At 49.7% G+C, this 23,390-nt stretch carries 22 protein-coding genes and 1 riboswitch; of the genes, 18 read left to right on the forward strand and 4 right to left on the reverse strand.

What is annotated here, in order from left to right:
• Positions 1-95 precede the first annotated feature (95 nt).
• The 6 genes from P9J64_01730 to P9J64_01755 all read left to right on the forward strand — a co-directional run bounded on the left by P9J64_01730 (position 96) and on the right by P9J64_01755 (position 9,558).
• Positions 96-1,766 (forward strand): AAA family ATPase, encoded by a 1,671-nt coding sequence (locus P9J64_01730; protein ID MDG5467039.1) that lies wholly within the window; start codon positions 96-98, stop codon positions 1,764-1,766.
• A 21-nt stretch (positions 1,767-1,787) separates the two neighbouring features.
• The gene (locus tag P9J64_01735) at positions 1,788-2,567 is read left to right on the forward strand and encodes a hypothetical protein (protein MDG5467040.1); all 780 of its coding nucleotides are present in this window, start codon (positions 1,788-1,790) and stop codon (positions 2,565-2,567) included.
• Between the two features lie 220 nt (positions 2,568-2,787).
• Positions 2,788-4,110, forward strand: a complete 1,323-nt coding sequence (locus P9J64_01740) for a TolC family protein (GenBank protein MDG5467041.1) — start codon at positions 2,788-2,790, stop codon at positions 4,108-4,110.
• 28 nt (positions 4,111-4,138) lie between these two features.
• On the forward strand, positions 4,139-5,632 hold the full coding sequence (locus tag P9J64_01745; protein MDG5467042.1) for an efflux RND transporter periplasmic adaptor subunit: 1,494 nt from the start codon (positions 4,139-4,141) through the stop codon (positions 5,630-5,632).
• An 85-nt stretch (positions 5,633-5,717) separates the two neighbouring features.
• Complete coding sequence (locus tag P9J64_01750; protein MDG5467043.1) at positions 5,718-8,942, forward strand: efflux RND transporter permease subunit; 3,225 nt, start codon at positions 5,718-5,720, stop codon at positions 8,940-8,942.
• Between the two features lie 61 nt (positions 8,943-9,003).
• A complete protein-coding gene (locus P9J64_01755) occupies positions 9,004-9,558 on the forward strand; it encodes a hypothetical protein (protein MDG5467044.1) in 555 nt (184 codons plus the stop codon).
• 383 nt (positions 9,559-9,941) lie between these two features.
• Here the strand turns inward: P9J64_01755 and hcp are convergent, their stop codons facing one another.
• Positions 9,942-11,558: a hydroxylamine reductase gene (gene hcp / locus P9J64_01760; GenBank protein ID MDG5467045.1), complete on the reverse strand. Its 1,617-nt coding sequence runs from the start codon at positions 11,556-11,558 to the stop codon at positions 9,942-9,944.
• A 255-nt stretch (positions 11,559-11,813) separates the two neighbouring features.
• Here hcp and P9J64_01765 point away from each other — a divergent pair, with 255 nt between their 5' ends.
• The 5 genes from P9J64_01765 to P9J64_01785 all read left to right on the forward strand — a co-directional run bounded on the left by P9J64_01765 (position 11,814) and on the right by P9J64_01785 (position 16,675).
• Positions 11,814-12,296, forward strand: a complete 483-nt coding sequence (locus tag P9J64_01765) for an EVE domain-containing protein (protein MDG5467046.1) — start codon at positions 11,814-11,816, stop codon at positions 12,294-12,296.
• A gap of 61 nt (positions 12,297-12,357) precedes the next feature.
• Positions 12,358-14,790, forward strand: a complete 2,433-nt coding sequence (locus tag P9J64_01770) for an AsmA family protein (GenBank protein MDG5467047.1) — start codon at positions 12,358-12,360, stop codon at positions 14,788-14,790.
• Between the two features lie 53 nt (positions 14,791-14,843).
• Positions 14,844-15,335: a ferritin family protein gene (locus P9J64_01775; GenBank protein ID MDG5467048.1), complete on the forward strand. Its 492-nt coding sequence runs from the start codon at positions 14,844-14,846 to the stop codon at positions 15,333-15,335.
• Between the two features lie 54 nt (positions 15,336-15,389).
• A complete protein-coding gene (locus tag P9J64_01780; protein ID MDG5467049.1) occupies positions 15,390-15,731 on the forward strand; it encodes a pilus assembly protein PilZ in 342 nt (113 codons plus the stop codon).
• Positions 15,732-16,172: 441 nt separating this feature from the next.
• A riboswitch (cyclic di-GMP riboswitch) is annotated at positions 16,173-16,260 on the forward strand.
• A gap of 58 nt (positions 16,261-16,318) precedes the next feature.
• Complete coding sequence (locus P9J64_01785) at positions 16,319-16,675, forward strand: hypothetical protein (protein MDG5467050.1); 357 nt, start codon at positions 16,319-16,321, stop codon at positions 16,673-16,675.
• Positions 16,676-16,775: 100 nt separating this feature from the next.
• Here P9J64_01785 and P9J64_01790 read toward each other — a convergent pair whose 3' ends face one another.
• Positions 16,776-17,144 carry a hypothetical protein gene (locus tag P9J64_01790; protein ID MDG5467051.1) on the reverse strand — a complete coding sequence of 123 codons (369 nt, stop codon included), beginning with the start codon at positions 17,142-17,144 and terminating at the stop codon, positions 16,776-16,778.
• A 148-nt stretch (positions 17,145-17,292) separates the two neighbouring features.
• Complete coding sequence (locus P9J64_01795) at positions 17,293-17,823, reverse strand: ACT domain-containing protein (protein MDG5467052.1); 531 nt, start codon at positions 17,821-17,823, stop codon at positions 17,293-17,295.
• Positions 17,824-18,051: 228 nt separating this feature from the next.
• On the opposite strand from P9J64_01795, the gene P9J64_01800 reads away from it, so the two are divergent.
• The 3 genes from P9J64_01800 to P9J64_01810 all read left to right on the forward strand — a co-directional run bounded on the left by P9J64_01800 (position 18,052) and on the right by P9J64_01810 (position 19,842).
• Positions 18,052-18,543, forward strand: a complete 492-nt coding sequence (locus P9J64_01800; GenBank protein ID MDG5467053.1) for a hypothetical protein — start codon at positions 18,052-18,054, stop codon at positions 18,541-18,543.
• A gap of 127 nt (positions 18,544-18,670) precedes the next feature.
• Positions 18,671-19,531: a ribosome biogenesis GTPase YlqF gene (gene ylqF / locus P9J64_01805; GenBank protein MDG5467054.1), complete on the forward strand. Its 861-nt coding sequence runs from the start codon at positions 18,671-18,673 to the stop codon at positions 19,529-19,531.
• Positions 19,528-19,842 carry a rhodanese-like domain-containing protein gene (locus P9J64_01810; GenBank protein MDG5467055.1) on the forward strand — a complete coding sequence of 105 codons (315 nt, stop codon included), beginning with the start codon at positions 19,528-19,530 and terminating at the stop codon, positions 19,840-19,842. Before ylqF ends, P9J64_01810 begins: the two co-directional genes overlap by 4 nt.
• A gap of 7 nt (positions 19,843-19,849) precedes the next feature.
• Here the strand turns inward: P9J64_01810 and P9J64_01815 are convergent, their stop codons facing one another.
• Entirely contained in the window at positions 19,850-20,098 is a 249-nt protein-coding gene (locus P9J64_01815) for a hypothetical protein (GenBank protein MDG5467056.1), read from the reverse strand.
• 109 nt (positions 20,099-20,207) lie between these two features.
• Here P9J64_01815 and P9J64_01820 point away from each other — a divergent pair, with 109 nt between their 5' ends.
• The 4 genes from P9J64_01820 (at position 20,208) to P9J64_01835 (ending at position 23,389) form a co-directional block, all read left to right on the forward strand.
• Positions 20,208-21,164 carry an alpha/beta fold hydrolase gene (locus tag P9J64_01820; GenBank protein ID MDG5467057.1) on the forward strand — a complete coding sequence of 319 codons (957 nt, stop codon included), beginning with the start codon at positions 20,208-20,210 and terminating at the stop codon, positions 21,162-21,164.
• Between the two features lie 107 nt (positions 21,165-21,271).
• The gene (locus P9J64_01825) at positions 21,272-21,820 is read left to right on the forward strand and encodes an alpha/beta hydrolase (protein ID MDG5467058.1); all 549 of its coding nucleotides are present in this window, start codon (positions 21,272-21,274) and stop codon (positions 21,818-21,820) included.
• Between the two features lie 55 nt (positions 21,821-21,875).
• Positions 21,876-22,622, forward strand: a complete 747-nt coding sequence (locus P9J64_01830) for a TlyA family RNA methyltransferase (protein MDG5467059.1) — start codon at positions 21,876-21,878, stop codon at positions 22,620-22,622.
• Complete coding sequence (locus P9J64_01835) at positions 22,619-23,389, forward strand: SAM-dependent methyltransferase (protein MDG5467060.1); 771 nt, start codon at positions 22,619-22,621, stop codon at positions 23,387-23,389. The genes P9J64_01830 and P9J64_01835 overlap by 4 nt, the downstream gene beginning before the upstream one ends.
• The last annotated feature ends 1 nt before the right edge of the window (position 23,390 follow it).

The following is a 23,390-nucleotide window of genomic DNA, read 5'->3' on the forward strand; positions in this document are numbered from 1 at the left end:
GTTGAGTAAAAACTTGCAAAATTATGCAATTTGTGGAAATAAATAGCTTTTTAAGCTCTTGTGTTAAATGACTTTTTTCGGGGGATGGCCGATCCATGTACGAATCATTTTTTTCTTTAAAAGAAAAACCTTTTGCTCTAACCCCGAATCCTCGCTTTCTATTCCTGAGCAAAACCCACAATGAGGTTTACGCTCACCTGATTTATGGTATCGAAAGTCGAGCCGGCTTCGTAGAGGTGACCGGTGAGGTTGGGACCGGAAAAACCACCATCCTGCGGACTCTGCTTTCACATCTGGACGAAAGTAAATATCGGGTTGCTTTCATATTCAATCCTAAATTGACGGCTTTTGAGCTCTTGCGCAACATCAACCGCGAATTCGGTGTCGATGATGATGGCGCCAGTAACCCTGACCTGATCCACGCTCTGAATGCATTCCTCCTTGCAGAGAATGAAGCTGGCCGGACTCCAATCCTGGTCATTGATGAAGCGCAGAACCTTTCAGGAGAGGTGTTGGAGCAGATCCGCCTGCTTTCGAATCTCGAGACTGAGGATGACAAGCTGATCCAGGTCATCCTTGTTGGACAGCCTGAACTCCGCCACCATCTGAGCGATCACAGCCTGCGCCAGTTGAATCAGCGCATCGCCGTGCGTTACCAACTGCGTCCACTCAATCGTGAAGAGACGGCTTCGTATATCTTGCATCGTCTCAATATTGCAGGTCGTCCTGATGGCAGCCTGTTTTCTGCCGCAGCGTTGAAGAAGGTCTTTGCATGCTCTGGCGGTATCCCCCGACGGGTGAATCTGATCTGTGATCGTTCTCTGCTGACTGCCTATTCCGAAGAGCGCGGCATCATTTCTGCCCGTGATGTTAATCAGGCCGTTAAAGAACTGGCCGGAATGGGGGAGGGGGCTCAAAGTAACTTTGAGATGCCGTGGAAGGTCATCGCTTTTGCTGCTGCGGCCATGCTGGTTATGTTGGTTGGCTTTCTTCAGGTTTCTTCTTACGTCATCAATTCTGAAGAAGCTCTTGTGCAAGCCGAACCCGCTCCGATCCTTGAAAAGAATACGGCTCAAAAGGCCGAGTCTGCTCTGCTCATTGATCAGAAAGCCGCACAAAATGCCGAGCCAGGGCCGGAAATCTCCGAAGCCCAGGAAGCTTCACTTCAATCTCACCCCGATAGTTTGATCGCCTCCTGTAATGCTCTACTCGCACTTTGGGATATCTCTCCTCTAGCGAGTGGCATTTCCTCAGAGGGGTTTGATTTTGATCAGCAATTCAGCCTTCGCGGCTTTCGAATTGCTCGCCTCGCCGGTGATTTCGAAACGCTGAGTAAGTTCAACGTCCCTCTGCTTGTGCCGTTACCAGAAGAGAGAGGCGGTGGTTATCTTGCTGTCCTTGGCCAGACGTCTGTGGGATTGTGGTCAATTGCACCTGCTTACCAGGGACGTGAGACTTTAAGTACCTCAGAGCTGAACAATCTTGGACTGCAGATGGCATTGGTCCCCTGGATTGATTTTGCCTCGATAGGCTATGTGGCCGTTCCCGGTGCAAAGGGCGAAAATGTTCGCAGGTTGCAATATTTGCTTGGACTGACAGGTTGCTCGGGAGTCTCAAGCAGTGGCCGTTTTGACCCTTCCAGTATTAAATGCGTCAAAGGTTTCCAGCGTCAGAATGGATTGATTGTTGATGGATTGGTTGGGCCACGCACCTTGATTCTTCTTTACCAGGCAGCCGGCTCCTACAAGATGCCCCGTCTTTCTTGAGGTTTGTGAGAAATAAAACTGATGAGTTCCATCCTTAAAGCACTACGGAAAATAGAAGAAGAAAAACGGGTTGCCAGTCATGCTGCACCGGACCTGAGGATGGACCAGGGTCTGGCTGAGCCTAAACCAAGACCTTTACTGCCTTTAATTGCCGGAGTTGCGCTTGGCTCTGTATGTGTCGGGTTCTTTTTTCTTTGGTCTTCATCAAGTTTTACTGAAGTAGCGTCACAACCTCAACGACAACTACAAGCAGATGCCCAGGTGCTTGTGGTTGGAAGTAACCAGGCAGAGCAACCTGTCATCGTCCTTGAAGAGAAGAGCCCGGTGACGCCCCTATCAGCTTCTCCTGCGCCTGTTGTACGAGAGAAAACCCCTGAGATAGTTGTAGAAACCAGCAAGGTTCCAGAAATCATATTGCCTGCGGAGCCGGTGCCTGCGTTTTTCAACACGCCTGAACCGATAAAAACCTTAGAGCCTCCGATTGCGTTTGAAGCACAAGCCAAAGCCAAAGCTCCAAAGGTTGTGAAAGAGGCACCGAAAGAGAGTATGACCTCCACCAGTGCTTCAAAGCCTGAGTCGTTACCAGTCAAAGCTCGCCCCTTACCCGTTGGTGCGTCACTCAAAGTCACAGAGGTTTTCTACCAGGATGATCCTGCCAACAGCATGGCTGTCGTTAATGACCTGCCGGTGATGATCGGTACCTTTGTTGATTCTGCCGTCGTGCTGGAAATTCGCTCGGACAAGGTTGTTTTTAAGATTGGCGACGACTCTTACGATGTCCCTGTAACACCCCCACAGTAACTTCTAGAAGCCTTTCAGGGTCCCCATGAACTGGCTGCAAATTCGTTTTATCCTAACTTTCCATAGAGTCGAATAATCCCCATCTGACTGTAGAATATTCTACCTTTTTCTTGTGTTGATTTACTCGCATATTGCAAACGAGTCGCAGTATTGGATACTTAGCGATGTGGCACGCAATATGAATTATTTTTATAAGAACTTTTTTATTAAGGGATTATTTATGCTTCGTAAAAGAATATTGGTTAAGAGCGTTTTGGCTAACTTGGCATTCTTTGTCGGACTTTTTTTGTCGCTCAGCTCTTTACATGCGGCAACTCTTGATCAGTTGGTTCTGGAGGCTTTGACTCATAATCCTGACCTGGCTGCAGCAAAAGCGCGTTGGCAGCAAGCCTCACACAAAGCTCCCCAGGTAGGAAGCCTGATGGATCCGGTTCTTTCTTTTGCATTTTCCAACTATCCACATGACGACTTATCTAGTGATACTGCACCAATGACCGGCAACGAAGTGAAGTTGGCACAGGCTTTTCCCTTTCCCGGCAAGCTGGACGGTCGCTCTGCCATTGCCAATGAACAAGCCAACTGGTTCGAGTCTGTTTATCGCGATCAGCATTTTCAGATTGCACGCATGGTCAAGGACGCCTGGTACCGCCTCTACCTTAAAGGCCGTATCATAGCCGTCACTGAGCGCAATTTGGCCCTGGTCGATGATATTATTCGTTTGACCGAAGTTCGCTATGAGACAGGTTCCGGTTTACAGCAGGATGTTCTCAAGGCACAGGTACAAAGATCCCAACTTATGGAGCGGTTGATGTCTTTACGTCAGCAGCAGATAGCAGTCCAATCTGAGCTGAACAGTCTTCTAAACAGACCTTCTGACAGCACTTTTGACGTCCCGGAAGAGCTCGAATTGGTAGACGCTGACGTCAGCCTTGATGCCTTGCAGGTCGCTGGTGTAGAAAATCGCCCTATGACGACAGCTTACCAGTCTTTGCTCAAGCGCTATCGGCAGCAGGGCAAACTGGCTAAACTCAACGATTACCCCGACATGACTCTTTGGACAAGCTGGCGCTTCCGTGATGACGACTTGCCTGATGGAGGCACCGACTTTGTCAGCGCCGGGATCAGCGTGACTCTGCCTGTTTACCGTGAAAAAAGACGCGCCGAGAAAGCTGAAGCACTTGCAGGTTTGAGGATGGCCGAAAAACAGGCCGAGTCTTTCCAGAATAGTGTTGAGGAAAAAATCCGCACGGCCTACAGCCGCATGGAAGAAACACAACAACAGACCAAACTCTATAGTGAAGGGATTATTCCCCAGACCAGCCAGAGTTTGCAGTCAGCCTTGAGCTCTTACCAGGTTGGCAAGGTGCCTTTTGTTAGTTTGCTTGGCGCCTTGATGACGACCTATCAGGCAGAAATGGAATATTATCGCGTCAGCACGGAATATATGCGGAGTCTGGCCTGGCTGGAAGCAGAGACGACCTTACCGCTTATCGGTCAACCTCTGTCGCGCGCACAAGAGAGCTCATCTGACTTGAACAAATAAGCTTCACACACTGGAGCACGAGGACAACATGAGGATAAAAAAGACTTCAATTTTAATCGTCGCCTTGGTCATGGTCATTACCGGTCTTGCCCTGAGTCTGGTTTCGACTGGTCCGGGCAACGGCAGCCTTGGTGCTGTTGCCAACCTTGCGACGCCAGCTTCAGTCGAGGCAGCACAGCAGTACACCTGCGGTATGCACCCTATGGTTATTACGGATGAGCCCGGCCTGTGCCCCATCTGCAATATGGATTTAACGCCTTTGAAATCGGCCGGCTCAGAATCATCAATACCTGCCGGGGAGCGCAAGATCAAGTATTGGGTGGCGCCGATGGATCCGACTTTTATTCGTGATGAACCTGGCCAGTCACCGATGGGTATGGACTTGGTTCCGGTTTATGAAGACGAGTCTGCTACGGGGTCAATCATCTCTATTGACCCTGTCACCTCACAGAATATGGGTGTGCGCATGACGACTGTCACGCGTAAAAAATTGAGCCGTACCGTGCGTACGGTCGGTTTGGTCGGCTATGAAGAACCGAAGCAATTTTCAGTTAACAGTAAAGTCGATGGTTGGGTTGAACGGCTTTATGTCAATCAAACCGGACAGTTCGTTAAAAGAGGTTCGCCTTTGTTGGAGATCTATAGCCCGGTGTTGGTCAGTGCACAGGAAGAATTCCTCCTGGCCCGCAACAACAGTCATTCTCTGGCAAAATCACCTTTTCCGTCGATCGCCGATGGCGCTAAGCGACTGCTTGATTCTTCCCGGCGTCGTTTGAAGCTGTGGGACATCAGTGACCGTCAGATTACACGCCTTGAGAAGAGCGGAGAGGTTGCCAAAACCCTGACTCTCTACGCTCCTTATGACGGCATCGTTAATATGAAAATGGTCAGGGAAGGGCAGTATGTCAAGAGCGGCATGGAGCTTCTGATGATATCCGACATTTCGAAAGTCTGGATTTATGCTGATATCTATGAATATGAAATGCCATGGGTTAAGGTCGGTCAGAAAGCGCAAATCATTCTTCCTTATGTCGGCAGTGATCCGATCGAGAGTGAAGTCAGCTATATCTACCCCTTTGTTGAACCGAAAACCCGCACGGTCAAGGCGCGTTTCGACATCGACAATCCTGAATTCACCTTGAAGCCCGACATGTATGTCAATGTTCGCCTCGATACTGAACCTGTTGAAAATGCACTGACTGTTCCCGTTGAAGCCGTTCTGCATTCTGGCGAGAGGAAGACGGTCTTTGTCGCTCTCGGTGAGGGCAAGTTCGAGCCGCGCCTGGTCAAGACGGGCCTGCTGAGTGAAGAGGGTGACATTGAAATCGTGCAGGGGTTGCTTGAAGGTGAAAACGTTGTTGTCAGCGCCCAGTTTATGCTCGACTCAGAGAGTAAACTGCGCGAAGCGATCCAGAAGATGCTCAATCCTGAACCTCCAGCACCTGCTGATCACAAGCACGATGAGCCGTCGATGAAAGAGTCCGATAAAGACCAGAAAGAACTTGAGAGCCTTTTTGAATAGCAATTAAGGAGAGGCGATACGGAGAGTGTGAAGAGGTTAGCTTGTCCCAGTAACCGGTTTTCAGCCCCCAGCCACAGAAACTACTATGCTTGAAAATATCATCGACTGGTCCATAAAGAACAAGTTTATCGTTATTCTGATTACTTTTTTCTGCATTATCGGTGGCGTCTATACCCTCGCAAACACACCGGTAGATGCTATCCCGGATCTTTCTGACGTTCAAGTTATCGTCTTTACCGAATACAAGGGCCAAGCTCCCCAGGTCGTTGAGGATCAGGTTACTTATCCTTTAACCACACAGATGCTGGCAGTTCCCGGCGCGAAGGTTGTCCGTGGCTATTCTTTCTTCGGCCTGTCTTTCGTCTATATCATTTTTGAAGACGGCACGGACCTCTACTGGGCTCGTTCACGCGTCCTTGAGTATCTAAATTACGCTGCGGGCAAGTTGCCCCAGGGCGTGACACCAAGCCTTGGTCCAGATGCCACCGGGGTTGGCTGGATCTATGAGTATGTCCTGGAAAGTGACCAGCACGATTTACAGGAACTCCGCTCCATTCAGGACTGGTTTTTACGTTATGAGTTGACGGCGGTCGCAGGGGTTTCTGAGGTCGCTTCTATCGGTGGGTACGTTAAGCAGTACCAAGTCGAGGTCGACCCTGATCGCCTGCTCGCCTACCACATTACGATTCCGCAGATCAAAAAAGCGATTCAAAGTTCCAATAACGATGTCGGTGGCCGCCTGGTTGAAATGGCTGAAACTGAATTCATGGTTCGGGGCCTCGGTTACATTCAATCCAAGGCCGACATCGAGAACGTGGTTATTGGTACGGATAAGCAAGGAACGCCTATCCTTGTTCAGGACCTTGCCCGGGTTAGTATCGGCCCTGAGCTGCGTCGTGGTGCCGCTGAGCTTGATGGCAAAGGAGAAGCGGTCGGCGGTATCGTCGTTATGCGCTACGGTGAGAATGCCCTGAAGACCATCGAGAATGTTAAGGAAAAGCTTGAACAGCTCAAGGCCGGTCTTCCGGAGGGAGTAACGATCAAGCCCGTTTATGACAGGAGTGGTCTTATCGAGCGCGCAGTCGATACGCTCAAGGAAAAACTGATCGAAGAGAGTATTGTCGTTGCCATTATCACGGCACTCTTTCTGTTCCATTTCTCCAGTGCCCTGGTTGCCATATTCACTCTGCCTGTGGCAATCCTGGCCGCTTTCATCATCATGCATTTCCAAGGTATCAATGCGAACATCATGAGCCTGGGTGGTATCGCCATCGCTATCGGTGCCATGATCGATGCCGCCATCATCATGATCGAAAATATGCACAAGCATCTCGAGCGGGACCGCGGCAAACTACCTCACTGGCAGATCGTTGCCAATGCTTCAAAAGAGGTTGGACCGGCGCTCTTTTATTCTTTATTGGTTATTACCGTCTCCTTCTTTCCTGTTTTTACTCTTGGGGAACAATCCGGCCGGATGTTCAAACCTTTGGCGTATACAAAAACCTATGCCATGGGCGCCGCCGCACTCCTGTCGATAACGGTCGTGCCAGTTCTTATGGGCTGGTTTATCCGCGGCAAGATTCCTGATGAGAATAAGAACCCGCTCAACCGTTTTCTGATCCGTATTTATCATCCTGTAGTTGATTTTGTTCTGAAATTCCGCTGGCCGGTTTTGATTGTCGCTTTATTGCTTACCGCGTCTAGTTACATTCCTTTTAAGAAAATGGGCTCCGAGTTCATGCCTCCGTTGTACGAAGGCGACCTGCTCTACATGCCGACAACCCTGCCGGGAATTTCGATCACCAAGGCCAAGGAGTTGCTTCAGCAAACGGATCGAATTATTGCTGAGTTTCCTGAGGTTGAAAGGGTCTTCGGAAAAGTCGGCCGCGCCGAAACAGCAACCGACCCGGCACCTCTTTCTATGTTGGAAACCACGATTACCCTTAAACCGGAAGTGGAGTGGCGCACCGTCCACCATGATCGATTCTATACAGGTTGGTCCGATACCTGGGATTGGTTAAAGACACCTTTACGGGCTATCTGGCCTGAGCTTGGCCCGATCGATGTGGAACAATTGAAAGCGGAAATGAACGATGCGATCAAGTTTCCGGGTTTGACCAACGCCTGGACCATGCCGATTAAAACCCGCATTGACATGCTTTCCACGGGTATCAAGACTCCAGTCGGTATCAAAATTATGGGTGATGACCTGGAAGTCCTTTCCTCTCTTGGCGAGCAGATAGAGGCCATTGTTCGTGATATCCCTGGAACCTTGAGCGCATTTTCAGAACGCGTGGTTGGTGGAAATTATCTCGATTATGAAATAGATCGTTTGGCTGCGGCACGTTATGGACTTACTGTTGGCGCTGTTCAGGACATCATCAAGGCGGCTATCGGCGGGATGACTGTGACGGAAACCGTCGAAGGGTTAGAGCGCTACTCGGTAAACGTTCGTTATCAACGTGACTATCGTAACGACCTGCAGTCTCTCGAGCGTATTCTGATCCCTCTGCCCAGCGGCAAGCATATTCCCTTGTCACAAATTGCAGAGATCAAGATCAAAAAAGGCCCCCCGGGAATCAAGACTGAAAACGCCCGTCGAACCGCTTGGGTGTATGTTGATTTGCGTGGCACGGACGTGGGTAGTTATGTCGAAAATGCCAAGAAGGTTATCGAGGAGCAGGTTGATCTGCCGGTCGGCTACAATATTGTCTGGAGTGGCCAGTACGAGTACATGGAGAAGGCGAGTGCCACTCTTAAGGTCGTGATCCCGCTGACATTGCTGATTATCTTCGTTATTATCTATATGAACACCAAAAGTATGGTCAAAACCGGCATCATTTTCGTGGCTTTGCCGCTCTCTCTGGTTGGCTGCTTCTGGTACATTTACCTGCTTGGCTATAATATGTCGGTTGCAGTCTGGATCGGAATTATTGCCCTGGCAGGGATCTCGGCTGAGACCGGAGTCGTTATGCTTCTTTATCTCGACCTGGCTTTTGACCTCTGGAATAAAAATGGTCGCATGCTCAATCTTGGCGATCTGACTCAGGCTATTCATTATGGCGCTGTGAAAAGGATTCGACCCAAGGTCATGACCATCTGCGTCATTATCGCAGGCCTGATACCGATCATGTGGTCCCATGGTGCCGGTGCAGACGTAATGAAACGCATCGCGGCACCGATGATTGGCGGTGTTGTTACCTCGGGACTGATGGAGTTGCTCGTTTTCCCGGTCATCTATTTCATGTGGCGCGGCCTTAAGCTCGAGAAATCACGCGTTCCCACTGGCTTGGAAGATCCACAAGAATAAGATGTTTAGTCTGCTAACAAGGTTAGCGAATTGCTGATCTCAACCTAAAAGGAGATTCACTATGAAACGTTTTACTTTCGCTATGATGGCCCTGATTATCGCTATGGGCATGCCCATGGTCGCCATAGCCATGGACCACGGTTCCCACGACAAAGAAATGTCCAAGGACATGGATCATGACAAGCACAAGGCCCATGACATGAAGATGGATGACACCAAAGAGATGGATCATGACATGCACAAGGGTCACGATATGGCCGCCGAAGATGGTGATTTTGTAGAGATTGGTAAGGATACCCAGGATGGCGTTGTTGCTACGGTCAAAGTTAAGGCCTACGATGAGAAAACCAGGGCTACTATGGCAAAAATGGGTATGAATGCGACTCACCACGTCATGGTCTTTTTTACCGATGAAAAGACCGGTGAAACCGTTACTTCAGGTAAGGCGGCTCTCAAGATAAAGGGTGAAGACGCCAAGCCCTCCATGTTGATGCAGATGGGCCCCGGCTTCGGTTCTGATGTTTCCGCAGGAGATGGTATGTCTACCTTTGAAATCGGAACCAAACTCGAAGATGGTAAAAAGCGCCAGTTCTCGGTCATGTTCCATAATATGTAACAAAAACGGCAGCCGTTTTTATGGCTCTCCAGACTGATGACAAGCCCCGCATTTTTGGATGCGGGGTTTTCTTATGCTTTTTCAGCAGTCTTTTCTTTGTTTCTTAGACCATCAGACTCAGACAGGCTTTTGAATAACGATGAAGACTTTTATCTGGCGCTTAAGAAGCAGAATAACAGCCCATAGGGAATCCTTTTCACTGTGTGCTCTTGATATACATAGCAGCAAGACCATCTTTTTCATAGTCTGACAAGCCGCTGCCAGCAGACGCTCATTAGCCTCCTGAACAATAAAATCCCCGCCACCTTGGCGAGGACTTTATCTTCCGTCAGAGGCCGCCTCATATCTGAGGCGGCCTTGTGTTGTTGTGCGATCAATTCCTTTTAGCCAAGGATCTCCTTGAGGTCTGCTTCGGCAGTTGTGATCGGGCCAATGTTGTAATTCTCAACCAGGAAGTTGAGCACGTTCGGCGTAATGAATGCCGGCAGTGAAGGTCCGAGTTTGATGTTCTTGATGCCGAGATGGAGTAGCGTCAGAAGGATGGCAACGGCCTTCTGCTCGTACCATGAGAGTACCATGGAGAGGGGCAGGTCGTTGACGCCGCACTCGAATGCGTCCGCAAGAGCGATGGCAACCTGAATGGCGCTGTAGGCGTCGTTGCACTGACCGACATCGAGCAGGCGAGGGATGCCACCGATATCGCCGAGGTCGAGCTTGTTAAAGCGGAACTTACCGCAAGCCAGGGTCAGGATAACGGTATCTTTAGGAGCTTGCTCTGCAAACTCGGTGTAGTAGTTACGGCCGGATTTGGCACCGTCGCAGCCGCCGACCAGGAAGAAATGTTTGATCGCGCCGGCCTTGACACCTTCGATGACCTTGTCGGCAACACCGAGGATGGCGTTGTGACCGAAGCCGGTCAGGATCTCCTGGCCCGGAGCATCTTCGAAACCACCGCACGCCTGGGCTTTAGCGATAACTTCCGAGAAGTCCCAACCCTCAACATGCTTGACGCCAGGCCATTGCACCAGACCCCAGGTGAAGAGGCGGTCGACGTAGCTGTCTGCAGGCTTCTGGATGCAGTTGGTGTTGAAGATGATAGCGCCGGGGAATTCTGCGAACTCTTTGTGCTGGTCTTGCCATGCACCACCATAGTTAGCGACCAGGTGAGAGTATTTCTTCAGGCCGGGATAGCCGTGAGCAGGCAGCATCTCGCCGTGGGTGTAGATGTTGACGCCTGTCCCTTCGGTCTGCTTGAGCAGCTCTTCAAGGAACTTGAGGTCGTGGCCGGAAACCAGAATGCCTTTGCCCGCCTTGGTACCCAACTGGACAGAAGTTGGAACCGGGTGGCCGTATGCTTCAACATGAGCCTGGTTGAGCAGCTCCATCGTCACATAGTTGATGCGACCGGCTTCCATGGCCAGACCGACGTTCGCCATCAAGTCGAGGCTGTCGTCGAGCATTGCGGCCAGGGCCTTGTGAGTGTAAGCGTAGATCTCATCAGATTCTTTGCCGAGGATGCGGGCATGGTCAGCATAGGCTGCGTAGCCCTTGATGCCATACATGATGATCTCACGAACCGAGTGAATGTCAGCGTCGACGGTGTAGTCTTTGACTCCATGCAGTTGGCCTAGCTTGACCTGGTCATCAATCGATGCAGGCAGGGCCCAGTCTTGAGCCGCACCAGGAACGGCACCATCATAAACGCCGGCCAGTTGCTTGGCCTTGCCGCGCAGACGAACGCCTTCAGCGATAAATTTTGCGACAGCCTCAGGGTCAAAGTCGACATTGGTGACGGTAGTGAAGAGGCCGTCGATCATGAAACGATCGATTTCCTGGTCCTTGGCGCCATTTGCACGAGCTTTGTCGGCCCAGAATGCGATGCCTTTCATGGTGTAAACCAACAAGTCTTGCAGGGCGGCTACGTCAGGTTGTTTGCCGCAGACACCAACCGCTGTACAGCCGGTTCCTTTGGATGCTTGCTCGCATTGGTAACAAAACATTGACATGGGATTCTCCTCCATTAGGTTCGTTGAGTTAAGGTTTTGTTCAGTCGTGACAAAACTTGATAACTTTAACAGGTTTTTGGCAGTTGTCTTTCTGCTTTTAGTGCTATGATTTGTTATAACTATTCATAGAACTTGATGTGAGAGTAACCCAGCGCTTGCCTTGATGAATTTGACAGAGGTCAAGAAAATCAAAATAAAATGAGGTCGATGCTTTAATAATTCAGCTCCCTCGTTATCTGGAGTTTATGTATGAATTACTGGTTAATGAAGTCTGAACCTGATTGTTTCTCTCTCGATGACTTGCAGCAGATGCCGAACATGACTGATCACTGGGACGGAGTGCGTAATTACCAGGCCCGAAACCTTATGCGTGATACCATCAAAGTTGGTGACGGCGTGCTTTTCTACCACAGCAATTGCAAGGAACCGTCGATAGTCGGGCTGGCCAAGGTCGTGCGAGAAGGTTATCCGGATCATACCGCCCTTGATCCACGCGAGAAGCACTTTGATCCCAAGTCTACGGATGAAAAGCCAATTTGGTTTATGGTAGACGTTCAGTACCTTTGTCACCTTCCGCACCCTTTAAGTCGAGATGCGCTGCGTCAACATCCGACGCTCAGTGGCATGGGTGTCTTGCGCAAGGGCAACCGCCTTTCGGTGCAACCCGTTACCGCTGAAGAGTGGCAAACGGTCCTTTCTGTAAATGGTGTAGATGACCCGTTACAAGCATGATGCGTCAAACTTGAAGTCCGTTGGTTAACGAATGAACTCTGTTGTGGCTTGGGGTGTGTAAATGAATAAATGGTTGAAAATACTTTTCGGTGTCGGCGCTGTCCTGATTCTACTTGTTGTTACCTTGCTCGTACTGGCGACGGTGTTGATTACCCCTGAGAGGGTGAAAGAAACAATCCTGCCGCTGGCTGAAGAGAACATCCAGCGCAAGATCGAACTTGGCGACATTGAGGTCAGCCTGCTCTCCGGCATCGAGATTCACGGGCTGAAGCTCTATGAGAAGAACGGCCAGGATCTGTTCGTCTCTACCGATATGGTCAGGCTCAAATACCAACTGTTACCATTATTGGCGATGAAGGTTGTTATTGATGAGGTCCGCCTGGAAAAGCCGAATGTCAGGGTCGTTCGATATAAAGATGGGCAGTTCAATTATAGCGATCTGGTCGATGGCGAGGACTCTGAACCCACACCTGGAGAGACTCAGCCTCAAATTCCACAAGGCAGTGAGTCGACGAGCAGCGAGAATGACCGTCCTATCAGCCTGCTTGTTTCAAACCTGCTCCTTCAGGATGGACAGATGGTATTCCTCGATCATGTCCTGAATGACAAAGCGCCTTATCGTTATGAAATCTCTGGCTTGCAGGTCGCTGCAAAGGGCGTAACGCTCACCGGGAAGATCCCACTCTCGGTGCAATGCCAACTCAACGAAAGCCCTTTGACACTTGATGGGCATATCAACCTGCAGCCCTTCAGCGTGGACTTCGACATCGCAATGAAGGCTCTCGATGTTGTCGCATTCAGCCCCTATTTCAAGGAAAGTCTGCCCGGCAATCTGGGTGGGGCGAAACTATCTCTCGAAGCAACCCTGCTCGGAAGCTTCGAAGATTTTGGTTTGAAAGGCTCAGTATCTCTGGCTGACCTGGATCTTCTCCTTGACTCCATGCCGGAAGCTCCTCTGGAAAATGCAGACGTGAATGTCGACTTCGACCTCTTGCTGGCTCATAAGAAGGATTTACTTCAGGTTCATAGCTTTGATCTTGATTTCAACGGTATCAAGCTCGGGGTCGTCGGTAAGATCGACACTGTTCTTACCAGGCCGACTCTCAATCTCACCCTCTCTGTTCCTGATTTAAAAATCCGTCAGGCGATTGATGCCGTACCGCAGAGCTTGATTGGTGACGTCAGTTCCCTTGACCCTGCGGGTTCACTTTCAGCAGAGGCCTCTTTGGCCGGCTCTCTTGAGAACCCTCAATCCTTATTGAAATCGGCACAGGTTGATCTTGAAGGTGTTCAGGCCACGGCAGGGGGGCAACGTCCTGCTTTTTCCGGACGCTTACTGTTGAGCGGTGACCATCTTAAATCTGAAGGGTTACAGGTTCGTCTCGGTGACAATAACGCTGACATTAAGCTCACGGCCAGCCGACTCTTTACTCCACCGGCGGTTGTGACTGCGGATATTACTTCAAAGAGGTTCCTGCTTGAGCCCCTCCTGCTGGGTAGCGCGTCACCGGCTGCCGCCGCAGAAGAGGTGGTGACAGCGTCGAACAGGGGGCAGGGTGACGATAAGGAGCTTGGTCCCTTTGATATCCCGGTACATGCTACCGGAACCATCTCGGTGGCTGAGGCCCTCTGGAAAGATTTGACAATCAAAGATTTCATTGCCCGTTATGAACTGAAAGATAATATTTTCAAACTTTCACAGATGGATGGCAATGTGGCTGGTGGCTCATTCAGGACTACTGCCAGTGTCGATCTTAGGAAGAAAGGCCTTGCCTACAGCGCAAACCTTGATTTAAATGCTGTTCAGGCGGACCCGTTGCTGACTGCCTTCCTGCCGAAAGCAGCGGGAAGCCTGCTCGGAGCTATGAACCTGTCGGTTGATCTGGATGGTCGAGGCTCTCAGTGGAAATCTATGAGTCGTAATCTCTCTGGCGCTGGAGATATGCTGGTTTCAGACGGACGCCTGGCGAGTCCGGGGTTGGTCAAGGGCTTCAGCTCTATTGTGCAGCTTTCAGATCTTAAAGATATCCAGTTTGAAAATTTCAAAGCTCAGTTCAAGGTTGTTAATGGAAAGGTTAAGTTGGACAGCCAGCTTACCAGCGAACGGCTGAAACTGTCTCCGCAAGGCTCGATCGGTTTGGATGGCTCTCTGGATTTGGGCCTTGATACACGTCTTAGCCCAGAACTTTCGGCCAAGCTTGATAAAGGTGGCAGTGTCACGCGCTACCTGGAAGATCAGGACGGTTGGACCCAGCTGCCGTTACTGCTGACAGGAGACTTCTCCTCACCCCGATTCGGTCTTGATCCGAAAGGAATCAACCGTCAGGCGAGTAAAGCTTTGGGTCAGGAGCTAAATCGTCAGCTTGATAAACTATTCAGGCCGAAAGACAGCAGCAGTACTACCGAGACTCAATCCGGAGAAGAGGCTGAACCTGCAGAGGACCCGGGCCGTAAGTTGTTACAGGATTCTCTACAGAAACTCTTTGGCAATTGACAGTTGTTCAAGCCTGAGGTACAAACGAAGAAAAACAGAGGAAGGCACTATTTATGAGTGGTATCAAGTACTTCAGTGGTTTTGAAGTTGTTCGCGCTGCAAAGGAAGTCGAAAAAAATGGCCATCGTTTTTATTCGACCATGTCGGAGAGAGCTTCCGATCCGACGTTAAAAGAGCTCTTCTCCTGGCTGGCTCAGGATGAGATTGAGCATCTCAAGCGCTTGACTCAATTGGAGGCAAAGTACCAGGATGGCGCAATCGTCGAGTATGAAGAGGAGTTTCTGCCATACTTGAGCCAATTCTCCGACACGAAAATTTTTCCTGATGCGGAACAGCTCGAAGCGGTTCTGAAAACTGACACGGCAGATATTCAGGCTCTTGATCTTGCGATAGAAGCAGAAGAGAAGTTCGCCGAATACTTTCTTAAAGCCAGTGCTCTTGCTCTGGCTGATGATGGCAGGGAAGCTTTCGGTTGGTTGGCTGGCGAAGAGGTCAGACACGCAAAGATCTTAAAAGAGCGTCGTGCTAAATTTGCCGGAGAGTAATCTGTTTTTTCTTTAATGAATTTGTTCAGGCTGTTTTGATATTTGGGGGATGGTATGGCGGAAAGTCGTTACAAGAAGCGCCACCGCAAACGGATTTCACTTAACTTTGGAATCAGCAAGGCCGAAAAGTTTGGTTTTACAGACGACATCAATCACGATGGGCTATTTATCCGTTCTTCCGTTTGCGCTAAACCTGGAGCGTCCATAAAGGTAGAGATCAAGCACGAGTCTGGCTTGATTGCATTTTTGGGCGAGGTGCGTTGGGCTAAAAAGGTTCCAGCCAACATTCTACACAAGCTCAAAGGCGGGATGGGCGTACAGATTATCTCTTTCTTGTCTGGCGAAGAGCTTTATCATGCGCTATGCGAGGAACTTGTTGAAAAGTGGGGGACATAACAAGCGATTGGATTATTCTCTTACTGTTGAGAACATCAAAGTGAAAGGCCTGCCGCTTGATGCGCAGGCCTTTGTTTTACCTATCCTTATGTCCCTAATCACGGGCTATTCCGGCGTCGAAACCCGCCGGTTCGTCTGAAACTATTGCAATGATCGGGCTTAGAATCGATAGGCGAACCTCCTTGCAGGGGGTTGAAGATCTAAGCAACGTTGCTTCAGGTCCATTATAGCGGTTATTTAGTTTTTTACACGTCAAAGTAAGCTTTTTTATTATTCGTCCTCGATGTGGTAGAAGTTAAGTCTTACAATGAAGAAAGATTGGATTAAATTAATTGTTTTGGGTTGTTGACAGCCCTGATGCTTAGTTTATTTTTAATTGTACACAATAATGCGTCTACTTCGAGATTATTGATTTTTTTCGCTTCGTGAGGGGGCAACTACAAACGTAAAAGCCATCCCTATCGCAAGGTAGGTGCGGAAAGCTTTGGATCCGCCCACAAAAACTTCTTCGGACAGCCGGGTTGCCATCATATTGGCCCCGGCTTTTGTTTTACCCGCCGGGGTAATGCATCGGGAAGGAGATTCTTATGGACGTTTTTCTGTTAAGCATCATGAGTTCGTTTGTACTCTTCGCTGTACTGCTGCCACTCTTTGGGGTTTGTCTTGGTCTCTTCTGCTATTACGTATTGCCGTATGTCTTTGGCGGACTAGTTGCGACGATACTCCTCGTGCTCACAGGTGTGAAAATCCTGCTGGCTTTATGGGCCTGGTGCCTGGCTCTTCTTTGGGCCTCTGCTGTGGTGTTTGTTAAAATGAGATTTCGCCATATGGGTGAAGAGATCGAGCATTATCGTGCGGCTCATACCCTTTTGTTATTTGGGGGGCCATATCGCCGTAAGCGCAACGAGCTGCGTGAAGCTTTTGCCGGTGAAGGTGAGATTTAGGTCTCTTGGAGTTCTGACAGCACAACATAGTCTCGAGGGTTAATGCTGCTGGTCGAAAATTACTCTACCTGCCTCTGTATTAAAGGCCTTGGTTCGTCTATTACCAGCCTTCGTGATTCAACAAAAGCTCACAGATGATCTCTGTGCATTCGTGGTCAAGGTCAAGAGTCAGTCCACTTAAAGATTTGTGACATTCGATTCGATATGCCAGCTCTTCTCCCCACGCCGGGTCGTAAAAACTGACCATGGCTGCCAGGAATTGCTCTTCTCCCTCGCTCTCTTCTTCGAAAAGAGCTTCTATCGTTTCTTTCAGGGGGCTCAGTTCTTCTTTTGTCCGTGCTGTTTCAGGTGAGCCGGGGCCAAAGAATTGCGGTCCAAGAAATTCAACACCATGCTTCCAAGCATCGAGGAAACGTGCACGTTTCTGGTCCGACTGCTGCAGTACATTCAGCACATTATCTTTGTGCATGAGTCACCTCACGTGTTCTGTACGGGAGCCTTGATTGCTTTTTAAAGGTATTTTAACAGAGAAAAGTATTTGTGCGGGGTGGTGGGGAAATTTTATGGGGACACAATACGAACAATATTGCGTCCCCATAAATATATAAGAGAGAAAGTTATCTTCTTACTGTGATCTCTACGTTAAGCTCTTCGGCAACATCGTCGAGTCCTTCTTCGATGGATTCTGGCGTTGCACCTCCGGTGAGATGAATATGGATATCCATCAGGTAAAGCGAGGTTCCACTCTCCGGGGTCGTTTTGACGGTGGATTTGAGGTCGATTATGTTCAATGAATTGTCGGCAAGATATTGGCTGATCTTGTAGACGATACCCGCCTGGTCCAACCCCTCAACATGGATGGTCGCGATGGCCGCATTAGACTGGCTGACGGCGCTACGCTCTTTAAGCGGTCGGATGAAGGCTGATATGCTCTTGGTCTTTTCCATCTCTGCACAACGATCCAGGAGCTTTGTCTCAATGTTAGCGTCGCTTGATGAGAATAGCAGGTTGATCGTGAATTCATCAGACAGCATCGACATGGTGCTGTCTTCAAGGTTGCATCCGGTTTCATAAAGCACGCTGGTTACGTCTGCTACAATGCCAGGACGATCTTTGCCAAAAGCGGTCATGATATAACGGTTTTGCATCTGTCCCTCCGTCCCTTATGCTGGTTAAGTAATCAAAGATGTTTCATTCTCGCACTTTCTGGTGATTACTTCAATCGCTTGTCTTTGAGTAATATTGTTTACAGCCTCTTCCTCTTGAATTTGTTCCGTAAAATCTCGAAATCTCTATTTCATTACACACTCAAAGACTTTTCTTTATGGTATTCTTACAACATTGACACATGACTAATTCTTATTGGGAGATCTTTTATGAACGAGAAGAATGAAGAAAAAGTGGATCATGAAGAAATAGGTCGGTACGAGAAGTTGGCCTCGAGGACAGCTGATCTTCTTGAAGAAGGCAAAAAGACTTTTGATGAAGCGCTCAAAAAGGCTAAAGAAGAGCTTTCTTCAGCCGGTGATTTTTCACGTGAGCAAGCGGATAGACTTGGCGAATATGTGCGTCGCGATTTAAAGGAAAATGCTGACAAGGCCAGAGACGCAGTCATGAAAGCTGTAGAACCTCAACGCCTTGCTGCAGGCGTGCAAAGTGCCTTCTCGAGAATTCTGACCAGTGCCGCTGAAACGCTCACCGAGCTTGCTGAACGCTCGGAGAAGGTTCTCGAGTACAAAACCGGCGAAATCACCAGCCCTGGAACCTTGACTTGCAAGGACTGCGAGGCTGAAATGCACATGACCAAGACAACTCGTATCCCTCCATGCCCCAAGTGCCATAAAACTGTTTTCCGTAAATCGTATTAATTGCTACAAGCAAAGGTTGGATGTACGGTTTTTGCGCATTTCGTTTTTGCGCTGGCATGATAAGCATCATGGGCTTTTCCTCAAATCAGGAGAAAGTCCGCTAAGAAGAAGTTTAAGGACGTAGTTGATGAAGATTGAGTGGTACCCGGGGCACATGGCGAAAGCCAAGCGGCAGATTGCCGAAGTGATGCCGAAGATTGATGTGGTTATTGAAGTTCTTGATGCGCGTTTACCTGTGTCCAGTGCGAACCCGATGCTGGAAAAACTCCGTGGACAAAAACCCTGTATCAAGGTTCTGAACAAGAGTGATCTTGCCGATCCTGAAGTAACTGCAGCCTGGATCAAATATTTTGATCGTATGGTTGGGGTTAAGGCGATTCCTATCGAAGCCAACAACCGTTCCTCTGTAGGACAGATCCCAAAACTTTGTCGTATTCTCGCTCCTCATCGGGGTGTTCCCGGAAAAACCTTGCGGGCCATGGTGGTCGGTATCCCTAACGTTGGCAAATCGACCCTGATTAACACTCTTGCCGGCAAGAAGATGGCACGGGTTGGTGATAAACCGGCGATAACAACGTGCCCTCAGCAGATTGATCTTCGCAATGGCATCCACCTTTCTGACACGCCAGGCCTGCTCTGGCCGGACATCCGCAATCAGAAGAGCGCTTACCGACTGGCCGCCAGTGGCGCCATAGGCGAGGGCGGGATGGATTATGAAGGTGTGTCTTTGTTTGCCGCAGAATACCTGATGGAGTGTTATCCGCAACCTCTTGCCACTCGATACAAATTTGACACCTTGCCCGAGAGTGCGCTCCAGCTGGTTGAGCAGATCGGTCGTAAACGTGGATGCCTGATCACTGGTGGTCATGTCGATCAACAGCGATCCGCAGAACTCCTCTTGCGAGAATTGCGCTCGGGTTTGATCGGTCGAGTCAGTCTGGAGACGCCTGGTGATGACGATTTTGCAGGATTAGGGGAAGAATCATGACAGCAGATAAGCTGGAGGAGTTACTTGATTTCGGGCAGGCTCTTGTGGTGCTGGATGTTCGCAGCAGTCTCGAATTCAAGTCCGGTCATATCAAGGGGGCCATTCATGCCCCTCTGCCACATCTGCTAAAGAGTACTGCTGCAGCAGTTAAACAAAAATCAGATCCCCTGGTGATTATCTGTGAACATGGACCACGCGCACAAGTCGCCGCGATGTACCTCAAATTCAGAGGTTATCGGTCGGTTGAATTGCTTGATGGGCATATGTCGCGATGGCGGGGTTCAAATCGACCGATGGAACATGCTGCTTGATATCGGGCTATTTTTTTATGAGAAGTTTGAAAAAAATGAACATCCCGGCCAAGGCGGCAATATACCAGTAGAAAGGCACTTCCCTGAGGGTGTTGGCCAGACTGTTCATGGCATTGTTCAGCTGGTTCATCAAGTCGCTGTTGATAAGGGCTCCGTAGCCGACCATCGCAACTCCTTTGGCTGTGAATGCTTGCGTACCTTCTATTATCATCTTAATGCGCGTCCTCTGCAAGCTTCTGGATAATTCTTTGTCCATGTTTTGCTCGAGAAGGTCCTAAAATACAATCATTGCGACTGACTTTTAAGGAACGGCAGAATCAATCTGTCGCTGGTGTTTTCTACTGGCCTGAATATCAAGAAACCTCATGACGCGACCAGCCTACAAGCGCCCCTGGTATCTTTTTCATGCGCACCTGGAAACAATTTGGCCGGCACTTCTGCGACGGGTGCCACAGCCACCATACCGGCGTGAAAGAATTTATACGGATGATGATGATTTCCTGGACCTGGACTGGCTTCAGGCAGGTCACAGACGCCTGGTCATTGTCTCTCATGGTCTGGAAGGCGACACCAGTCGACATTACGTGACCGGTATGGCCCGGGCTGTTCATGGGGCAGGCTTTGATGTCCTGGCCTGGAATTTTCGCGGCTGTGGAGGTGAGATCAACCGTCAGCCCCGCTTTACCCATAACGGCGCAACTGAGGATCTTGATGCCGTCATCAGCCATGCTTTGGTGGCAGGAAATTACAATTCAGTTGCCTTGGTTGGTTTCAGTATGGGCGGCAATCTTACGCTGATGTATCTTGGCCGCGAGGCGGACATTGTGCCTGATGAAGTTAAGGCAGCCGTCTGTTTTTCCGTCCCTTGCGATCTTGCTGCCGCTTCATCTCGCCTGGCTGAAAGTTCCAACACGATTTACATGAAACGCTTTATGCGCCTCATGGGGGAAAAGGTTCGTCTCCAGGCCAAGAACTTTCCAGATGAGTTCCCTTGTGATGACTATCATAGTTTGAAGACCTTTGCTGATTTTGATGGTCGTTATACAGCCCCCTTGCACGGATTCCGTGATGCCCCGCATTATTGGCAGTGTTGCAGCAGTAGCCAGTACCTTGACCGGATACGTGTTCCTGCCTGGATCGTTAATGCCCGTAACGATCCTTTCCTGTCACTGTCGTGTTTCCCCGATATTACGACTCATGAAAATCCCTCGGTGACTCTCATTTCACCAGAACATGGCGGCCATTGTGGCTTTGCCAGCCTTTATGAAGACCCGGCATATTGGTCAGAACGCCTTGCTGTCTATCTATTGTCTCCTGTTTGATATTCTTAACATCAAGCTCACTTTAATGCTGTTTTTCATGTAGTCTGGTGTGTGATTGCATGGTGAATTATGTTATAGTTTGCAATCAATTATTGAGGGGTAAAAAGATGCCGAAGGTCACTGTCATTTTCGCTCATGGAAGAGAGAGCGGTCCCTGGGGCGCTAAGATTAGAGTTCTCGCCAAGGTGGCTGAAGGCTTCGGTTGTGGGGTCATCAGTCGCGATGACAGTGATAACCGTGACCCTGAATTGCGGGTTGTCCGGTTAATTGACGAGGTGAAGTCAATCGATGGCCCGATTGTTCTGGTTGGCTCCAGCATGGGCGGTTATGTAGCAACCGTGGCTTCACAGGTTATTCGCCCGACCGGTCTGTTCCTTATGGCCCCGGCCCTTGGCATGCCTGGCTATGAACATCAGTCACCTCAAGCCATTGCCAGGGAGTTGACTGTCGTCCATGGCTGGGGGGATGATCTTGTGCCGGCCGAAGCCGTCCTTGAATTCGCCCGTAGCCAGCAGGCGATGTTGCACCTGGTCCCTGCGGGGCACGCGCTCCTTGAACAGATTGAATGGCTGGAACAAATTTTCACCTTGTTTCTGCAACGATGCCTGAAGCCTGAGCAAGTCACTCAGCAAAGTCGTATCCTGGCGACATTGTGATCAGTCGCCATTAACGTTTATCCTTTATCCAATACTTGGAAATTATCGAATATTCATGGCTGGCAAAGAACGAATTGATAAACTGTTGGTACAACGTCAACTGGCCGGGTCAAGAGAGCGCGCCAGGGCCCTGATCCTTGCCGGCCGTGTGATTGTAGATGACCAGACCGTCGATAAAGTTGGTTCTCAGGTTTTCTCGACCTCGGAAATTCGTCTCAGGGGCGAGGATATTCCTTATGTGTCACGCGGTGGTTTGAAGCTCGCAGAGGCTTTGAATTGTTTTGAAATTGCGATTGACGGACGGGTTGCCATAGATGTCGGTGCATCGACCGGTGGCTTTACAGACTGTCTTTTGCAGAATGGTGCAGTAAAAGTCATCGCTGTCGATGTTGGTTACGGCCAGTTGGCCTGGAAGTTACGTGATGACGACAGAGTTCAGAACCTTGAACGGACCAATATAAGACATCTTACAGTGGACCAACTCGATGATCTTCCGGATCTTGCTGTTATTGATGCTTCATTCATTTCTCTGGAAAAAGTCCTGCCGTCAACCATTGCCCTGTTAAAGCCTTGCAGTGATATCATTGCCCTGATCAAGCCGCAGTTCGAAGTGGGAAAGGGGCAGGTCGGCAAAGGTGGAGTCGTCCGTGACCCCGACCAGCATCTAGAGGTTGTTGCGAAGATCAAACTTTTCTCGGAACAGCTCGGCTGCCGGGTGGTTGAAGTCTGCGACAGTCCGCTCTTAGGGCCAAAGGGCAATAAAGAGTTCCTGATTCATTTGCGTTTGGAGAGGGGCTTATGAGTCATCAGATTTATTTTTTAGGCGCCGGCCCCGGTGATCCCGAGCTATTGACCCGTCGTGCAGAGCGTCTTCTCATAGAGTGCCGGGTGGTTTACTTGCCACCTATGTATGATCAACCTTTTGCGGAGTTCCTTGAAGGTAAAGAACTCTTTGTTCCCTTTGAATACTATTTTTCTGACCTGATTGAGCAGATCAAGAGTCATCTGATCAATGGGCCGGTCGCTTTTCTGGTACCCGGAGACTTAACTTTTTATTCCCCGTTTCAGGCTCTTGTCGATGCCTTGGGTCCTCTTGCTGTCGTTGTTCCCGGGGTGGGCTCCGCCAACGCAGCCTCCGCACTTCTGAAAAAGACACTTGATCTACCCGGTGTCTGCAGTCGGGCGATTCTTGCTTCGCCGCGAACCCTTGGTGATGGCCCTGACGCCCCGACCATGGGGGATTTCGCCGAGCCGGGTGTTTCGCTGCTGATTTACATGAATAATATACCTCTGCCGGAACTGGTCGCTCAACTCCGGAAGGGCTATGGTACAGATACCCCGATAGCTCTGGCTCACCGGGTCGGTCTACCTGATGAAGAAGTCGTTGTTGCCACTCTGGATACAATCGTTGCAACTGTTGGCAGCAGGGATTACTTTAACCTGGACAGTCCCAACCCACGCCCGGCCCTGACCTTGATTCTGGTTGGGGAAAGTTTGACGGCTGAAGCTGATCCCGCCTGGTGGGATTATCGCCGTGATAATATCTGGAAGTATCAGGACAACAGTTAAT

Source organism: Deltaproteobacteria bacterium IMCC39524 (genome assembly GCA_029667085.1).
Classification (GTDB): domain Bacteria; phylum Desulfobacterota; class Desulfuromonadia; order Desulfuromonadales; family BM103; genus M0040.

Coding starts and splice junctions, on each gene's coding strand:
- hcp (MDG5467045.1), bottom strand. CDS start 11,558: ATGTTTTGTTACCAATGCGAGCAAGCATCCAAAGGAACCGGCTGTACA.
- P9J64_01765 (MDG5467046.1), top strand. CDS start 11,814: ATGAATTACTGGTTAATGAAGTCTGAACCTGATTGTTTCTCTCTCGAT.
- P9J64_01770 (MDG5467047.1), top strand. CDS start 12,358: ATGAATAAATGGTTGAAAATACTTTTCGGTGTCGGCGCTGTCCTGATT.
- P9J64_01755 (MDG5467044.1), top strand. CDS start 9,004: ATGAAACGTTTTACTTTCGCTATGATGGCCCTGATTATCGCTATGGGC.
- P9J64_01740 (MDG5467041.1), top strand. CDS start 2,788: ATGCTTCGTAAAAGAATATTGGTTAAGAGCGTTTTGGCTAACTTGGCA.
- P9J64_01825 (MDG5467058.1), top strand. CDS start 21,272: ATGCCGAAGGTCACTGTCATTTTCGCTCATGGAAGAGAGAGCGGTCCC.
- P9J64_01820 (MDG5467057.1), top strand. CDS start 20,208: ATGACGCGACCAGCCTACAAGCGCCCCTGGTATCTTTTTCATGCGCAC.
- P9J64_01745 (MDG5467042.1), top strand. CDS start 4,139: ATGAGGATAAAAAAGACTTCAATTTTAATCGTCGCCTTGGTCATGGTC.
- P9J64_01775 (MDG5467048.1), top strand. CDS start 14,844: ATGAGTGGTATCAAGTACTTCAGTGGTTTTGAAGTTGTTCGCGCTGCA.
- P9J64_01785 (MDG5467050.1), top strand. CDS start 16,319: ATGGACGTTTTTCTGTTAAGCATCATGAGTTCGTTTGTACTCTTCGCT.
- P9J64_01730 (MDG5467039.1), top strand. CDS start 96: ATGTACGAATCATTTTTTTCTTTAAAAGAAAAACCTTTTGCTCTAACC.
- P9J64_01835 (MDG5467060.1), top strand. CDS start 22,619: ATGAGTCATCAGATTTATTTTTTAGGCGCCGGCCCCGGTGATCCCGAG.
- ylqF (MDG5467054.1), top strand. CDS start 18,671: ATGAAGATTGAGTGGTACCCGGGGCACATGGCGAAAGCCAAGCGGCAG.
- P9J64_01735 (MDG5467040.1), top strand. CDS start 1,788: ATGAGTTCCATCCTTAAAGCACTACGGAAAATAGAAGAAGAAAAACGG.
- P9J64_01780 (MDG5467049.1), top strand. CDS start 15,390: ATGGCGGAAAGTCGTTACAAGAAGCGCCACCGCAAACGGATTTCACTT.
- P9J64_01810 (MDG5467055.1), top strand. CDS start 19,528: ATGACAGCAGATAAGCTGGAGGAGTTACTTGATTTCGGGCAGGCTCTT.
- P9J64_01790 (MDG5467051.1), bottom strand. CDS start 17,144: ATGCACAAAGATAATGTGCTGAATGTACTGCAGCAGTCGGACCAGAAA.
- P9J64_01750 (MDG5467043.1), top strand. CDS start 5,718: ATGCTTGAAAATATCATCGACTGGTCCATAAAGAACAAGTTTATCGTT.
- P9J64_01800 (MDG5467053.1), top strand. CDS start 18,052: ATGAACGAGAAGAATGAAGAAAAAGTGGATCATGAAGAAATAGGTCGG.
- P9J64_01815 (MDG5467056.1), bottom strand. CDS start 20,098: ATGGACAAAGAATTATCCAGAAGCTTGCAGAGGACGCGCATTAAGATG.
- P9J64_01830 (MDG5467059.1), top strand. CDS start 21,876: ATGGCTGGCAAAGAACGAATTGATAAACTGTTGGTACAACGTCAACTG.
- P9J64_01795 (MDG5467052.1), bottom strand. CDS start 17,823: ATGCAAAACCGTTATATCATGACCGCTTTTGGCAAAGATCGTCCTGGC.